The following is a 16,564-nucleotide window of genomic DNA, read 5'->3' as shown; positions in this document are numbered from 1 at the left end:
ACAATGAAACAAAACCTTTTTGTATTACTTTTTTGCTTTTTAAGCATTTGTTTTTCTGTTGCTCAGACTAACCAGAAAAATGATAAAGATGTACTGCTTAAAGGTTTCAAAAACCCTCCAAACCAAGCAAAAGCTAGAACATGGTGGCATTGGATTAGCGGAAATGTATCTAAATCGGGCATCACCAAAGATTTAGAAGCCATGAAAGCTGTTGGTATTCAAGAAGCACAATTGTTTAATGTGCATCTTGGTTTTCCCCAAGGACCTGTAAAATATTTAAGCAAAGACTGGCTAGACTTATTTAAGTTTTCTGCTGAAGAAGCCAAACGTTTGGATTTAGAATTAGCATTTCACAATAGCGCTGGTTGGTCGTCTTCTGGTGGGCCTTGGGTTACCGAAGAAAACGCAATGCAAACGGTTGTTTTTAGCGAACTTACGGTTAAAGGCGGAAAACCAATCAAACAAGCTTTGCCAAAACCTAAAACCAAATTTGATTATTACAAAGACATTATAGTATTAGCTTTTCCAAAGCCTAAAAAAGCGATAAAGATTGATGGTTTAGACTATAAAATGCTTTCCGAACGTATTCGAAATCATCTGTTACCAGATACAAAAACGATTGCAAAAGAAGCTATAATTCAAAAAGAAACGATCATCAATCTAACTTCAAAATTGTCCGAAGATGGTGTTTTAAATTGGGACGTACCTAAAGGCGACTGGGTTGTATTACGTTTAGGACATACACCAATTGGAACAACCAACAGGCCAGCACCGCCAGAAGCTAAAGGTTTAGAGGTGGATAAAATGAGTAAAAAAGGGGTAGATGCCTATTGGGAATCTGGTATTCAACCGATTATTGATAAACTTGGCGATTTAGTTGGAACAACTGTAAATAATTGTTTGATTGATAGCTACGAGGTAGAAACTACTAATTGGACAACCGGTTTCGATACACAGTTTGAAAGTTTAAGAGGTTATGATTTAACAGCATATTTACCAACTTTAGCAGGCTATTATGTAGAAAGTGGCGAAGTTTCAGAACGCTTTCTTTGGGATTTTAGAAGAACTATAGGTGATTTAATTGCCGAAAACTACTATGCACACTTTGCACAATTATGCCATGAAAACGGAATGAAATTTTCTGTAGAACCTTATTGGGGTCCTTTCGATAATATGCAAGTTGGTGCTCAAGGTGATATTGTGATGTGCGAATTTTGGAGCGGAGGCTATCCGTTTTTTGATTCTCCAAAATTTGTGTCATCTATAGCGCATTTAAATGGAAGTGCCATTGTTGGTGCAGAGTCTTTTACAGGAATTGGTGGTTGGGATAAACATCCAGCAAACATCAAATCAATTGGAGATAGAGCTTGGGCAGAAGGCATTACACGATTCATCTTTCATACCTATGTGCATCAACCTTGGGATGTAGCTCCAGGTTTAGCCTTAAGTTATCATGGATTTGATTTTAACCGTTTGAATACGTGGTGGTACCAAAGTAAATCTTATATGGATTATTTAGCTCGGTCTCAGTTTTTATTGCAAGAAGGTAAAAATGTAGCTGATGTTCTAGTGTTTACAGGAGAATCCTCTCCAAATACAGGCTTTATTAAACCTGAGATTAAACAAATGGGCTTTGATTACGATTTGATTGGTGCGAATAAGTTGAAAGACTTAACCGTTAAAAATGGAACAATCTTCTCGTCTGTTGGAAATACGTATCAACTTTTGGTGTTGCCAGAATCGGATTTTATAAAACCAGAAACTTTAGAAAAAATAAAAGCATTGGTTGATGGTGGCGCAAAAGTCATTGGAAAAAAACCAATGCAATCGCCAAGTTTAACTGATTATCCAAATTGTGATAAGGAAGTTACAACTTATGTTGATGAATTGTGGGGAAGTAGTTTGGTAAAAGACATTACTATTATAGAAGCTTTAAGTGGCGCAATACCTGATGTTGAAATTGAAAGTAGTGATAAAACCGATCTAAGTTTCATCCATAGAAAAACTGCTGATACAGATATTTATTTTATAGCGAATGCTAGAAAAGAAGTCAGAGAAATAACAGCGCGTTTTCGAGTTTCAGGTAAGCAACCAGAACTTTGGAATTCAGAAAAGGGAACTATAAAAGATGTGGTTGTTTTTAAAGAAAATGAAGATGGCACAACCACAGTACCTTTACAACTAGGAATGGAAGAATCGGTTTTTGTTGTCTTTAAAAAGCCTGCAAATTCGAATCATTTAGTAGAAGTTTCAACAAAATTACAACCTTCTCAATTAGAACCATTGTCAAATTTAGAGATTGTAAAAGCAGAATATGGTACCTTTTTACAAGAAGGTTTGGTTGATATAACCGATAAGGTTTCCAACACCATAAAAGATGGGAAACTGGATTTTAACATGAGCAGAGCTTTTTGCGATTGCGACCCTGCCATGGGCTACAAAAAGGAGTTCAGAATGGAGTATCAAATAGGCGAAACCAAAAAGCAATTACATGCTGAAGAACGCGAGCATATTCATATTGATGCTAGAAATAAATCGTTAAAAATTTTAAAAGCTGTTTTTGGAAAGTTTAAGGCTGAAACTGTGGGCATTCCTGAAAATTATGAAACATTTGATGTTACCGATAAGATACAAAAGGTAGTAAATTCGGGAACGTATGATATTTTGGTATCTAATCAATTGATTAACAGTATAATTCCAGAAGGCAATAAACCCGTTTTAAAGATTACGTATAAAACAGATGGCGAAGAACGTACGTTGTTTATTCCAAAAGGACAAATTTTAAAATTATCTAAAGACAGACCACAACCAAAATTAGAATTTGAAGATGGTACAATAAATTGGACAACACCTTATCCAGGAAAAGTTAATTATACGCTCGCATCAGGAGAAACAAAAGTGGTAGAAGTAAAGTCTGTGCCAAAACCAATTGAATTATCTAATGATTGGGAGGTTACATTTCCATTAAATTCAAAAGTTGCTAAAAAGGAAACGTTCAATGATTTGATGTCTTGGACCAATGCTCAAGATGAGGCTATTCAATATTTTTCAGGAACTGCAACTTATATAAAAGAATTTATGTTGTCTGATGATTTACTTCAATCAGATAAAATTATAGAACTTGATTTAGGAAACGTTGCAGTCATTGCAGAGGTCATTGTTAACGGTCAAAATGTTGTAACTTTATGGAAAGCACCTTTCAGAATTAATATTTCAGATTTTGTGCAAAAAGGTAAAAATACTTTAGAAGTAAAAGTGACCAACCTGTGGCCCAATCGATTGATTGGTGACGAAAAACTTAAATTAGATTATCCAAGACAAGGTAAACGCGCAAAACCACTTCCAGATTGGTTGTTAAATCATACAGAACGACCATCTAAAAGAACAACATTTGCCAGTTGGAATCATTATAATAAGAGTGATGATTTACTAAAGTCTGGTCTGCTAGGACCTGTAAAACTTACATTTTTTGAAACTGTAAAGCTAGAGAACTAATGACTAAATATGTTTATATACACCTCTTTATTTGTTTTTGTTTGTTGGGTTGTGCTAATAAAACCAAAAAACAAAAGACAATTGACGCGGGTAGCAAAATGGTAGATTATTTTGCCGATAATGGCTTCGGAAATGCGGTGGCCATTGTACAACATCCATCAGGAGTTTATCACGAAGGAATTACTTATGTGGCTTATCAAGGTGCTTTAGAAGATCCTTATGTAGCTTCATACAATCATACTACTAAAGAATGGAAAGGCCCTTTTAAAGCAGGTGTGAGTGAAATGGGAAAAGACCCAAACCGTAAGAAGAAAATTGACAATCATGGTAAACCTGCATTGCTTATTGATGATGCAGGCTATATTCATATAGCTTTTGGAGGTCATGGAGGAACGCGAGAAGATGGTCCTAATCCATTAGGAAATCATCATTATGGAAAAAATTTACATGCAGTTTCTAAAAAACCGCTAGATATTTCTGAATGGGAAACTCTAGATAATATTTCTTTGTTTGGAACTTACAGTCAGTTTATAAAAATGGATAATGGAGACATCTATTTATTTTATCGTCACGGCGCACACAGAAGCAATTGGGTATATCAAAAATCAACCGATAATGGAAAAAATTTTGGAGCACCTGTTTCCTTTTTAAAGCATAAACGCAGAACAGATATAGAAGCTGAAGATTCTTGGTATCCTTGGGTTTCTAAAGGTAATGGCGATGATATTATTGTGGCCTTTGATTATCACATTTGTAGAGATAACAACAATGCGCAAGATTCACGAGGACATATCCCTGAACGGCATAATTTGTATTATATGGTTTTTGATACAAAAACAGGTGTTTGGAAAAATGTTAAAAACGAACCTTTAACAATACCCTTAACCAAAGAAATGGCTGATGAAAAAACTTTGGTAAGTACAATAGCTGAGGATTGGACATTTCAAGGGATAGCAGATGTAGACCCCAATGGAAATCCGCATGTTGGAATATTGGTTGGTTCAGACGTCGGCGAAAAAAGAAGTGCCCCTAAACGCATACAACTTTTTAGATGGGATGGACAAGAGTGGCTACAAAGTGAGAATATAGATATTCCCAAAGGCAATGGAGATTTAGAAGTAACGTCAGCAAAAGAAGTAAGTCTATATTTAGAACATGAAAGTAATGGTAATGTTGGTGAAATAAGCCGATGGGATAGTTTTGATGGGGGTAATACTTTTAAGAAAGAATCTGTTTTGTTAAGTCGAAAAAATTCCAGTTTTGTAATATCATCTCTTATTGATAATCCTCATCCAGATGCTAGAATTATTGTAGGAGAAAAAGAAAGGGGAACAGATTTTAGAAAAATGTATCTTTTAGGAGATAGTGGACCAATAAAACGTTCTAAAACCGAAGCTCAAATACTAAAAAACAATTAACAAATAAATAATTAAAACAATAATGAAAAAAGTAAAAAACACCTGCTTAATATTTTTAATTGCTGTCTTAGTTTTTTCTTGTGGGAATAAAGCGAAGAACAATGCAGAAAAAAATAGTGACATATCTGAATCTTCAGAGCAGCCGCCAAATATAGTATTCATATTATCAGACGACCAAGCATGGACCGATTACAGTTTCATGGGGCATGAGCACATTGAAACCCCTCGATTAGATCAGTTTGCTTCAGAAAGTTTAACCTTTACTCAATCCTATGTTCCAACGCCGTTATGTTCACCTTCGTTAGCAACCATTATTACAGGTCTGTATCCAAAAGATCATGGTATTTTAGGAAATGATAAAGTTTATGAACGTGGTAATATTCGTGGAAAAGCAAGAGCTGAAGCCTATAAACCAGTAATTACTGCTTTTGAAAAACAAACAACACTTCCAGAAATTTTAAAGGAAAAAGGATACTTATCGTTTCAAACAGGTAAATGGTGGCATGGTAATCATAAAATTGGTGGTTTTGATTATGGTATGACCCACGGTGACCCAGAACGAGGGGGGCGTCATGGTGATTTTGGTTTACAAATTGGTAGAAAAGGATTGGATACCATTAATAGCTATTTAAATTTGGCTGCTAAAGAAAAGAAACCTTTCTTTTTATGGTATGCGCCATTTTTACCACACCAACCGCATACACCACCGCAACGTTTGTTAGATAAATATTTGCCCAAAGCACCAACCGAGTATGTGGCTAAGTATTGGGCCATGTGTGAGTGGTTTGATGAAACTTGCGGACAGTTATTTGATATGATTGAAGCCAAAGGACAAATGGAAAATACCCTTTTTGTATATGTTTGTGATAATGGTTGGGTACAAGAACCAAATAAGAACACTTACGTAAAAACTTCAAAAAGAGCGCCTTACGATTTAGGGATTAGAACACCAATTATGTATAAATGGAAAGGTAAAATTACACCTAAAATGGATAAAAACACAATAACAAGTAGTATTGATATGGTACCAACAGTTCTTGATATTCTTGATATTGAAAAACCAGAAAATTTGCCAGGGATTAGTGTTTTAGATGACGAGGCGCTGAATGAAAGAAAAGGTGTTTTTGGAGAGGTATATGCACACGATTTTGATACCATAGAAAATAGTATGTTCTACAACATGGCTATTTTTCCTCCTTACAAAATTATCATTCCAGACCCTGAGAGAAAGAAGGACGAAGAGGTACAATTATTTAATATTGTAGAAGATCCTTTTGAAAAAAATAATATTGCCGAAAGCCACCCTGATATTGTTGCCGATTTAACCTCAAAAATCACAGCATTTAGGGCGGAATAATTCAAAAATATATCGCTAAAAATATACAGATGAAAAGAAGAGATTTTATTCAATTATCAACCATAACAGGTGTTGGGCTATCGCTTTCAGCAACTAGTTTGTTAAGTTCCTGTACCAATGAGGTGAAAGAATTTCATTCACCTGAATATAGAAATTTAGTTTTTGATTTATTGAAGGATTGGTGTGATGGTATGATAAAAACTCAAATCGTAAATCCATCAGACCCTAAAACTCATGGACTATTGGATTGCCCTGCTTGCGAAACAGTGCATGCTAGAATTATGGATGCCGTGTATCCATTTTTCTATATAGCTAAAGCCACCGGAGAAAAAAAATATCTTAATGCTGGTATTTTAGCTTTTGAATGGGGTAAAAACGTAACAAGAGAAGATGGGGCATGGACTAACGATTTAGATCCAAAATCATGGGATGGTACCACCGTTTTTGGAGTCATAGCCTTGGCTGAAACCTTAAAGTATCATGGCGATTTATTGGATGAAACCACTCGAGAACAATGGTATAATCGTTTAGATTCGGCCACCAAATTTGTTTATAATCGATTTTATAAAGTGGATGCGTCTAATATCAATTATGGCGCAACAACCATTTATGCGTTAAATTTAATTGGTAAGTTGATAGATAATACCAAGTATATATCAAGAAGTAAAGAATTGGTAGCACAAGTTAAAAGCCATTTTACTGAGCCCAATGCGCTTTTATTTGGTGAGATAAAAGGTAAGAATAAGAAAAAATTGAGTCCAAAAGGTTTACTAGGAATAGATTTAGGTTATAATATAGAGGAGTCTTTAAATAATTTAGTCTTATATGCTTTAGAAGAAAAGGATGAGGAATTACTACAACTCCTAAAAAAATCTTTAGATACCCATTTGCAGTTTGTTTTACCAGATGGAGGCATAGATAATAGCTTTGGTAACCGTATGTTTAAATGGACCTATTGGGGCAGTAGAACAAGCGACGGTATGCAACCGGCATTTAGTTTCATGGCTAATCATAATCCGGCTTTAGGGACAGCAAGCTTTAAAAATACTGAGCTTTTAAAACAATGTACTCATAACGGATTATTACATGGCGGGCCACACTACGTGTCTCATGGTATTCAACCTTGTGTACATCATACTTTTGCACATGCCAAACCATTGGCGATGTTACTTGATCATTGGGAGCATTTACCTAAAATAGATAAAACTACACCATTACCTAGAGTCATTGCTAAGGGTGAGACTTATTTTGAAGAACTAGATGTTTCTCTTTTTGGTAAAGGCGATTGGAGAGGTACAATTTCAGCCTACGATTCTATATACAGTCCAACAAATGATGTGAGGCAAGCTTCAGGAGTATCAATTGGGGTATTGTATCATAATAAAGTAGGATTGCTTTGTGCAGCTAGTACGGCAATTTATAAAATGCTAGAAGCCTATAATCAACAACCCCAACCGGGAGAGGATTTTGCGTTAACCCCAAGAATTGAAACGTTAAAAGATGGGGTTTGGTATACTAATTTATTTGATTTAGAAGCCACTTTTACATCCAAAGATGAGACCAATATTTTGGAATACAGTGCTAAAGTGCAATTAAAAAACGAAACTTTTGAGGCGATAACTGAAACGGCTTCAAATTTCAATTTAAATTATACCGCAACTTCTGAAAAATTAGAAATAATTGCGAGTACCAATGAGGCTATAAAAACATCAACCGCTTTTGTGTTGCCAATTGTTTCTCCAACTGGGGAAAAAGTAACGCAAGTTTCAGAACATGAAATTACCATTGAAAAGCCCGACGGCGTAGTAAAAATCACCTCAAATTCAGTTATAAAAATAAAAGACACGCCAAAAGGTAGATTGTTTAATATGGTACCTGGCGTAGAAGCAGTGCCATTAATGATGCCTTTTGAAGATGAAAATCAAGTTAAAATTACAATCAAAGTTATTTAAAATCACATGAAATATATTGTTAACCTAAGTCTACTGTTCATTTCAATTTTCACGTTTGCAAATGAACAATTGTTACAGAATAGTTACTTAAGAAACGGACAAAGCCTTAACGGTAGGTGGCATTACATTGTAGATGTTTACGAAACGGGGTATTACAACTACCGAATGGAACCTCATGATGGAACCGAAAATCCAGGTTCTAGCGCCTATTTTTTAAATAAGAAGCCACAAAATAAAACCGATAGGGTAGAGTACGATTTTGATGCTGCTCCAACGATGGTTGTTCCCGGTGATTGGAATTCGCAAGAAGAAAAACTGTTTTATTACGAAGGCACCGTTTGGTACAAAAAGTCTTTTAATGTTGAAAATTATGATGCTTCCAAACGTTACTATTTACATTTTGGTGCGGTTAACTACAAAGCAGACGTGTATTTAAATGGTAAGAAACTGGGTGTGCATGTTGGTGGTTTTACACCTTTCAATTTCGAAATGACGCATCTTTTACAAGAAAAAGACAACTTTTTAATTGTAAAGGTAGATAATAAACGTGCTGCCGATGAAGTACCAACATTAAGTACAGATTGGTGGAATTACGGCGGAATTACGAGAGATGTTACCATTTATGAGTTAGATGACACGTTTATTGAAGATTATAAAATTCAACTGACTAAAAATAACAATAAAGAGGTTTCTGGATATATTCAATTAAATGGGGAAAATAAAGGAGCTCAAAAAGTAAACCTGACTATTCCAGAATTGAAAATTGACAAAACCTTTACAACGGATGCTAATGGATTTGTAGTTGTAAAATTTCCTGTGAAACGTGTGTCGTATTGGAGTGATACAAATCCGAAATTATACGATGTAAACATTACCATTTCAAAGGATAAAGTTTCAGATAAAATCGGATTTAGAACTATTGAAACTAGTGGGAAGCAAATTTTACTAAATGGCGAAAAAATATTTCTGAAAGGTATTTCCATTCATGAAGAAAACGTCATGCGTGGTGGTAGAGCTTGGTCTATGGAAGATGCTCAGGTATTATTGGGTTGGGCCAAAGAATTGGGATGTAATTATGTACGTTTAGCACATTACCCACATAACGAAAACATGATTCGTTTAGCAGACCAAATGGGTATCTTAGTTTGGGAAGAAATACCGGTATATTGGACCATACAGTGGACAAACACCGAAACCTATAACAAGGCTGAAACACAGTTATCAGAATTAATTCAACGCGATAAAAACAGAGCCTGTTCTATCATTTGGTCTATGGCTAATGAAACACCCACCTCTAAAGAGCGTTTAACGTTTTTAACCAATTTAGCTACTACAGCAAGAAAATTAGACGATACACGATTGATTAGCGCCGCTTTAGAAGACCATGGTAAAAAAGAAAATAAAAATATCATGATTGTAGAAGACGAATTTGCAAAAGTGGTAGACGTATTAAGCTTTAACCAATATTATGGTTGGTATGGTGGTAAAATTGATAATATCAAAAACATACGTTGGGAAATAGATATTGATAAACCAGTCATTATTTCAGAGTTTGGTGCAGGTGCGCTTCAAGGGTATCATGCCGATAACATGACTCGATGGAGTGAAGAATTTCAGGAATTATTATACCAAGAAACCTTACCAACGTTGGCTAAAATACCGGGAATAAGCGGTATAACTCCATGGACGTTGGTAGATTTTAGGTCACCAAGACGTACCTTAATTCCTTACCAAGATGGCTGGAACAGAAAAGGTTTGATATCAGAAACAGGAAACAAAAAGAAAGCCTTTTATACGTTGCAATCGTTTTATAAAAACATCAAATAAATTAAAAGATAAATATGAGAAAACTACTCGTTGTAATCGCTGTTTTTGGCCTATGCTTTAGTTCTTGTAAAACTAAATCTTCATCAGAACAAGCAACTTCTGAAGGAAATTCAAAACCAAATGTATTGTTTATCGCTGTTGATGATTTGAACAATATGATTGGGCCAATCGATAACTTTTCAAATGTAAAAACACCAAATTTTGATAGGTTGGCAAACATGGGTGTTACTTTTACCAATGCCCATGTTCAAGCACCACTTTGTGGGCCCTCAAGAGCTTCAATTATGACGGGGTTACGACCATCTAATACTGGTATCTACGGAATGGCGCACGATAATGACGTAAGACGAGATGGAAATCCAGCAACAAAAGATATCACGTTTCTTCCTGAATATTTTGGAAATAACGGCTATCACACAATGGGAATAGGAAAGTTGTTTCATAATCATGCGCCTGATAGTGTGTTTCATGAGTCTGGTGGACGAGTTAAAGGTTTTGGTCCATTGCCTAAAAAACGATTTGTTTGGGATGGCTACGGAAAAGGTATCAAAGGTGTTCATGGTAGAACGAGTACCGATTGGGGTGCCTTTCCTGAAACAGATAGCCTGATGCCTGACTATGCTTCTGCAAATTGGGCCATTGAACGTTTACAAAGAGAATATGACCAACCTTTCTTTTTAGGGGTTGGATTTTTAAGGGTACACGTGCCATTATATGTACCTCAAAAATGGTTTGATTTATATCCTTTAGAAGAAATCGAAACACCTCCTTATAAAGCAGATGATTTAGCTGATATCCCCAATGTTGGTTTACAAATTAATGATTTGCCCATGATGCCAACAACAAATTGGGCGATTGAAAGTGGTGAGTGGAAAAAAATTGTACAAGCTTATTTAGCCTGTATCAGTTTTGTAGATAACCAATTAGGGCGTGTTTTAGATGCCTTGGAAAATAGTAAATATGCCGATAATACTATAATTGTTTTATGGTCAGACCACGGGTATCGTTTAGGCGAAAAAGAAACCTTTGCAAAACACGGCCTTTGGGAAACTGCCACAAAAGCACCGCTAATGTTTGCAGCACCTAACTTACCAAAAGGGAAGAAGATTGATGCGCCAGTAGAATTCTTGTCAATTTATCCAACATTATTGGAGTTAAGTGGACTTCCTGCTTACCCCAGAAATGAAGCTAAAAGCTTAGTGTCAATGATGACTAAGGATGAAGGTGTTGATGAATCGTATGCGTTAACTACTTATGGGATGAACAATCATGCTGTAAGAACACAGCAGTACAGATACATTCAGTATGAAGATGGTACTCAAGAATTGTACGACCATAGTAACGACCCTAACGAGTGGACGAATGTTGCAGGAATCAAGGAGTACAATGAAAAAATTGAAGAATTAAAACAATTGTTGCCTACTACAAATGTAAAATGGGACGAGAAATCTGTCTATAAATTTCAACCTTATTTTGTTGAGCAGAAGGCGAGAACTAGTTTAGAAAATTAAATAAGGTTTTCTGCTAAAATGAATGTTATTGGGAATATTGAATAGGTTTACTAAATGATAAGTAAGGTTTACTAAATATAGCTTTAAAGATAATTGGTTGATGGATAGTTTCGATGAATTATTCATAAAAACTAGACCAATGAAAAACATCGAGAATTACGTCAACATTTTACAAAGTAACCTATTTTTAAAAATTAAGAGTCTAAATTTGAAATTCAATTACAATTTGTTTTTTTTAACATTTATTGCCAGTTTTTGTTGCCATCTAGGAGCTCAAGATAAAGTGAGTAGTACATCTTTAAACAAGTATTCCTTTGATTTGTACAACCAGTCAAAAGTTGAAAATGAAAATCTTTTTATCTCGCCTTTAAGTACGTATTATGCACTTTTAATGGCTTATGAAGGTGCTAGCAATACAACTAAGAAAGAATTTGAAAACGTTTTATACATTGAAAATTCTGAAGACGTTCCAAACACAAAATCAGTTAACCAAAAACAGCAATCAGACAGCTTATATGGCTTTAAAGTGGCAAATGCCCTTTGGTTAGACAAAGCGTTTCATGTAGATAAAGCTTATAGAAATTCAGTATGTCATAAGTACGGTTCAGATGTTAATCAAATCGAGTTTAAAAACACAGCTTTGGCGGTTTCACAAATCAATGAATGGGTTTCTAATAATACTAATAATCGAATACAAAATATTCTAAATCAGTCAGATTTAAATGCCGACACTAAATTAGTGATTTCCAATGCAGTTTATTTTAAAGGCGAATGGCTTGAAGCGTTTAAAAAGAGTGCAACTCGTAAAAATGTATTTTTTACCGATAGTATTAACCAATATCGTACAGATTTTATGAATAAAACTGAAAAGCTAATGTATTTTGAAAATGAAGCATTTCAGTTTGTAGCCAAACCTTATAAGCAATCAAACTTATCGTTTGGAATGATTTTACCAAAAGATTTTTTTGGTCTAGAAGCCTTGGAAAATCAATTAAATGATAAATTATTTAATGAACTTTTGGAAAAGGCCGATACCACTAATATCTGGCTTTCAATACCAAAGATAAAGCTGGAGTCTAATCTTAAATTAAAACCAGTTTTAAAGAAAATGGGCTTAGAAACAATGTTTACTAATGAGGCTGATTTTTCTGGAATTAATCGAAACGATAGTCTGCACTTTAGTGAAGTTATACATAAAACACAAATAGACCTTAACGAAAAATATACTGAAGCTGCAGCAGCTACTGTAGCCGTAGCATATATTCGTGGAATACCCAAACGCAAAGATGTTGTAGCCGACCATCCGTTCATGTTTTTCATTTTTGATAATTATACTCGAACTATATTGTTTGTCGGGCGTTTTACTAAACCGAAAAACGGCGAAATGATTGAAGAAGATGATTTTTCAGCTGATTTGCTGCAAAGAATTATAAATGAGATAAAACCTAATAAGCGGACAAGTTTTAGTTATACCCAACCTTTAACTGTGATTTCTGATGGAAATGATTTGATTGCAGTAGATTTGAATGATATTGATTTTAACGATGTTGAGGATATGAAATCTTATAAAGTAGATGCCATACAGTTAGCATCCAAAGGTTATGAAGGCCTTATTGTAATCACCCTTAAAAAGGGAAAAACTAAGAAAATAAAGAGGAAAACCATAAAATGAAAGCATTACTATTAAGAATGTTGCTGTGCAGTCTAGTTTTTACTGGATATAGTTTCAGTCAAACTACAAAAATATCTTCCGAGAACAAAAAACCTAATATTTTATTCATCGCCGTTGACGATTTGCGTCCAGAATTAAATTTCTACGGCGCCAATCATATCCAATCGCCCAATTTAGATAAATTGGCTAGCGAAAGTTTGGTATTTAATAAAGCCTACTGTAACGTACCAGTTTGTGGAGCTTCAAGAGCAAGTTTGCTTACGGGTGCAAGACCAACACGTCATCGTTTTATTGATGCAAAAACAGAGAAAGACCATGATTACCCCGAGGCAGTATCATTGCCCATGCTTTTAAAACAGAATGGATATAAAACAATATCAATTGGTAAAATTTATCATAGTGGTAAAGATGATAATGCTGCTTGGGATTCGAGGTGGTTCCCTAAAGGAAATGTTAGAGATTATCAATTAACTGAAAGTAAAGAGCAAGCAATAGCAACAGGATATGGTCCACCTTTTGAAAATATAGCTGTTGAAGACGGTGCCTATTTTGACGGCAAAATTGCTAATAAAGGAATAGAAGATTTACAAAAACTAAAAGAAGGAAACCAACCGTTTTTTCTGGCACTTGGTTTTATGAAACCTCATTTACCGTTCAATGCGCCAAAAAAGTATTGGGATTTGTATGATAGAAGTGCGATTGAACTTCCTGAAAGCTACGTGCAACCAAAAACGACACCTAAACAGGCCTTTCATAAATTTGGGGAATTACGTAAATATAGTAATATCCCTAAAAAGGGTGACGTTTCAGAAGATATGGCAAAAGAGATGATTCATGGCTATTATGCCTGTGTTAGCTATGTGGATGCACAGATTGGTTTGGTTTTAGATGAACTAAAGCGTTTAGAGTTAGAAGACGATACCATCGTAATTTTATGGGGTGACCATGGTTGGAATTTGGGCGACCATAAATTATGGTGTAAGCACGTAACGTTTGAAACAGCGCTGAGAACACCACTTATCATTAAAGTGCCAGGTAAAACCAGCGGGCAACAAACAGATGCGATAACAGAATACATAGATATTTACCCAAGTTTAGCGGAGTTAGTTGGTTTGAATAGTCCTGAAACCGTTGAGGGACAAAGTTTTGTACCCGTTATAAATGGAGAAACACCACAAAAGGATTGGGGAGTTTCTAAATTTAGAGATATGGTTACCTTAATAAAAGGTGATTTGTTTTATACCGAATGGACTAAAGATGATGGGATAGCTTATGCGCGTATGTTATTCGACCATAAAACAGATCCTTTAGAATTAGATAATTTAGCCGAAAAACCAGAATATCAAGATACTGTAAATCAACTTGCTGTGGAGCTTAGAGAAAAATGGGGAAAAGATTTCTTAAGTAAATAGTGTTCATGAAGTGGAACGTATGCCTATTAGTGTTTTTTTTAGTCCTTGTAGTTTCCTGCAAGACAAACAAGTCCCTTAACGAAAAGAATAGCGAAACTCAAGACAATTGGAAATTAGCTTTTCAGGATGATTGTACCAAAGATTGGACTCAACAATGGACATTAGATGGTTTAATAGCCATGGTGGAACACTCTAATAACGGTATGCATTTTAAAGCAGGTCCCGAAGCTGGAAATGATGCGCATCATGCGGTTTTATGGACGAAGGAATCGTTTTCAGGGGATGTGAAAATTGAGTTTGATTACATTAAAACCGATGATGCCAATAAGTATGTAAATATAATTTACATTCAAGCAACTGGAGATGAAGAAGATGTTTACGAGAAAGATATTGCTAATTGGAAGCACTTACGAGAGGTACCTAAAATGAAGCTGTATTTTGAAAATATGAACACGTTTCATATCAGTTTTTCGGCTTTTGGTAATGATGGTGCTGGCTTACACTATGTGCGCGCACGACGTTATCCCAAACCAAAAAACAAACCCTTTAATAGCATTGTGGTAGAACCATCGTACGATATGAAAGGTTTATTTGAAACTGGAAAAAGGTATCATATAACTGCCATTAAAACTTCAGAAAAACTCAGTTTTAAAATGGAGCATGAAGGTAAAGCGCAATATTTTGAATGGGATATTACCAAAGAAGCTCCAATTTCAGAGGGAAGAATAGGGTTACGACATATGTACACGCGTACAGCTATTTATAAAAACTTCAAAATTTATACGAAGTAGTGTAATGGAATGATATCTTTTTAAATAAATGAATTATTAAGAAAAACTAGGCAAAAATGAAAAGCGTTTTAGGTTTATTACTTATTAGTGTTTTGTTATTGGGTTGTAAACAACCTAAGCAAACAAAACAAATTTCGAATTTGGAATCTGACTCATTAGAGGAAAAACAACCTATAGTCGTACAGTTTATTATTGATGGACTGATGAAAGACGCAGCAGAAACTGCTATTGCTGCCGGAGCAAAAAACTTAAAGTATTTTGCAGAAAACGGAGTGGTTGTTGAAGATGCCTATTCTAATAGTCCCGTAGGAAGAGTGAAATTACCTGATGGAAGTGAACCATGGAGAGGCGCATCACCACCAAATATTGGAATGCATACTGGGACTCATGTTTTTGAAACACAACAGTTAGATGATATCTTTTTATCAGCAAGAAGAAAAGGCATAAAATCGGTTTATGTAGGCGGACATACGTTGTATGATGTGTTTACCACAGCAGATACACATTATGCAGAAATTATGCCAGACCAAAAGGTTGTAGAATTGGGTATAAAACATATCAAAGAAGATAATGTAAGACTGGTTCGCTTACATTTGCAGCAGATTAGAGATTTCTGGAAAGGGCCAGAAGGTAAAACAAATCCAGATTCAGAATACATAAAAGCCATTTTAAATGCAGATGCTGAATTAGGAAAACTAATAGCGTTTTTAAAAAATGAAGGTTTATGGGAAAATACATTTTTTATTATTTCTGCCGATCATGGCATGGGAATTTTGAAGAAAAGTAATCATCTTTCTGAACAACTTTCTTCTTGGCAGATTTATATGAATTTTTATGGACCAGGTATTAAAAAAGGAGCAACCATACCTTATGCAGAATCTCCTGATGTAGCTATAATGACCAATCATTTTATGGGCTTACCACCACTAAAAGGTTATAATTCAAAAGTTGAGAGCCTAAATAAAATAGAAACAACAGGTGTTTTTCTTAAAAATATTTTTGAAGAAAACTCTGAAAGTATAGATCACCCTAAATGGATAAAAACATATCTAGATGAGAACGCTGGATCTCCACCTAATGATTACCTTCATTATAGAGAGGCGATGCTAAATTTTATAAATAATTAAAA

General features: G+C 35.0%; 10 protein-coding genes. All 10 read left to right on the top strand.

Annotated elements, in window-relative coordinates; genetic code table 11:
- Positions 1–3 precede the first annotated feature (3 nt).
- Positions 4–3,495, top strand: a complete 3,492-nt coding sequence (locus E1J38_RS01225; RefSeq protein WP_133354690.1) for a glycosyl hydrolase — start codon at positions 4–6, stop codon at positions 3,493–3,495.
- Entirely contained in the window at positions 3,495–4,913 is a 1,419-nt protein-coding gene (locus E1J38_RS01220; RefSeq protein WP_133354692.1) for a BNR-4 repeat-containing protein, read from the top strand. Before E1J38_RS01225 ends, E1J38_RS01220 begins: the two co-directional genes overlap by 1 nt.
- A gap of 22 nt (positions 4,914–4,935) precedes the next feature.
- On the top strand, positions 4,936–6,270 hold the full coding sequence (locus E1J38_RS01215) for a sulfatase-like hydrolase/transferase (protein WP_133354694.1): 1,335 nt from the start codon (positions 4,936–4,938) through the stop codon (positions 6,268–6,270).
- A 29-nt stretch (positions 6,271–6,299) separates the two neighbouring features.
- Positions 6,300–8,222, top strand: a complete 1,923-nt coding sequence (locus tag E1J38_RS01210; RefSeq protein WP_133354696.1) for an ulvan lysase-like protein — start codon at positions 6,300–6,302, stop codon at positions 8,220–8,222.
- A 6-nt stretch (positions 8,223–8,228) separates the two neighbouring features.
- Complete coding sequence (locus E1J38_RS01205) at positions 8,229–10,049, top strand: glycoside hydrolase family 2 protein (RefSeq protein ID WP_133354698.1); 1,821 nt, start codon at positions 8,229–8,231, stop codon at positions 10,047–10,049.
- A 14-nt stretch (positions 10,050–10,063) separates the two neighbouring features.
- Positions 10,064–11,560, top strand: coding sequence for a sulfatase (locus tag E1J38_RS01200; RefSeq protein ID WP_133354700.1), 1,497 nt, complete (start codon positions 10,064–10,066; stop codon positions 11,558–11,560).
- A gap of 139 nt (positions 11,561–11,699) precedes the next feature.
- Positions 11,700–13,232 (top strand): serpin family protein, encoded by a 1,533-nt coding sequence (locus E1J38_RS01195; RefSeq protein WP_186525794.1) that lies wholly within the window; start codon positions 11,700–11,702, stop codon positions 13,230–13,232.
- Positions 13,229–14,644, top strand: a complete 1,416-nt coding sequence (locus E1J38_RS01190; protein ID WP_255449749.1) for a sulfatase — start codon at positions 13,229–13,231, stop codon at positions 14,642–14,644. The genes E1J38_RS01195 and E1J38_RS01190 overlap by 4 nt, the downstream gene beginning before the upstream one ends.
- 5 nt (positions 14,645–14,649) lie before the next feature.
- Complete coding sequence (locus tag E1J38_RS01185) at positions 14,650–15,435, top strand: DUF1961 family protein (RefSeq protein WP_133354704.1); 786 nt, start codon at positions 14,650–14,652, stop codon at positions 15,433–15,435.
- A 56-nt stretch (positions 15,436–15,491) separates the two neighbouring features.
- Positions 15,492–16,562, top strand: a complete 1,071-nt coding sequence (locus E1J38_RS01180) for a sulfatase-like hydrolase/transferase (protein WP_133354706.1) — start codon at positions 15,492–15,494, stop codon at positions 16,560–16,562.
- Positions 16,563–16,564: the final 2 nt, after the last annotated feature.

The organism is Seonamhaeicola sediminis (assembly GCF_004358095.2).
Lineage (GTDB): Bacteria > Bacteroidota > Bacteroidia > Flavobacteriales > Flavobacteriaceae > Seonamhaeicola > Seonamhaeicola sediminis.
Note: the sequence above shows the minus strand (reverse complement) of the source record. Positions and strands in the feature narration are given on the sequence as shown.

What these genes read in the sequence shown, in the direction of transcription:
- E1J38_RS01180 (WP_133354706.1), top strand. Translation starts at nt 15,492, where the DNA reads ATGAAAAGCGTTTTAGGTTTATTACTTATTAGTGTTTTGTTATTGGGT.
- E1J38_RS01210 (WP_133354696.1), top strand. Translation starts at nt 6,300, where the DNA reads ATGAAAAGAAGAGATTTTATTCAATTATCAACCATAACAGGTGTTGGG.
- E1J38_RS01185 (WP_133354704.1), top strand. Translation starts at nt 14,650, where the DNA reads ATGAAGTGGAACGTATGCCTATTAGTGTTTTTTTTAGTCCTTGTAGTT.
- E1J38_RS01225 (WP_133354690.1), top strand. Translation starts at nt 4, where the DNA reads ATGAAACAAAACCTTTTTGTATTACTTTTTTGCTTTTTAAGCATTTGT.
- E1J38_RS01215 (WP_133354694.1), top strand. Translation starts at nt 4,936, where the DNA reads ATGAAAAAAGTAAAAAACACCTGCTTAATATTTTTAATTGCTGTCTTA.
- E1J38_RS01195 (WP_186525794.1), top strand. Translation starts at nt 11,700, where the DNA reads ATGAAAAACATCGAGAATTACGTCAACATTTTACAAAGTAACCTATTT.
- E1J38_RS01220 (WP_133354692.1), top strand. Translation starts at nt 3,495, where the DNA reads ATGACTAAATATGTTTATATACACCTCTTTATTTGTTTTTGTTTGTTG.
- E1J38_RS01205 (WP_133354698.1), top strand. Translation starts at nt 8,229, where the DNA reads ATGAAATATATTGTTAACCTAAGTCTACTGTTCATTTCAATTTTCACG.
- E1J38_RS01200 (WP_133354700.1), top strand. Translation starts at nt 10,064, where the DNA reads ATGAGAAAACTACTCGTTGTAATCGCTGTTTTTGGCCTATGCTTTAGT.
- E1J38_RS01190 (WP_255449749.1), top strand. Translation starts at nt 13,229, where the DNA reads ATGAAAGCATTACTATTAAGAATGTTGCTGTGCAGTCTAGTTTTTACT.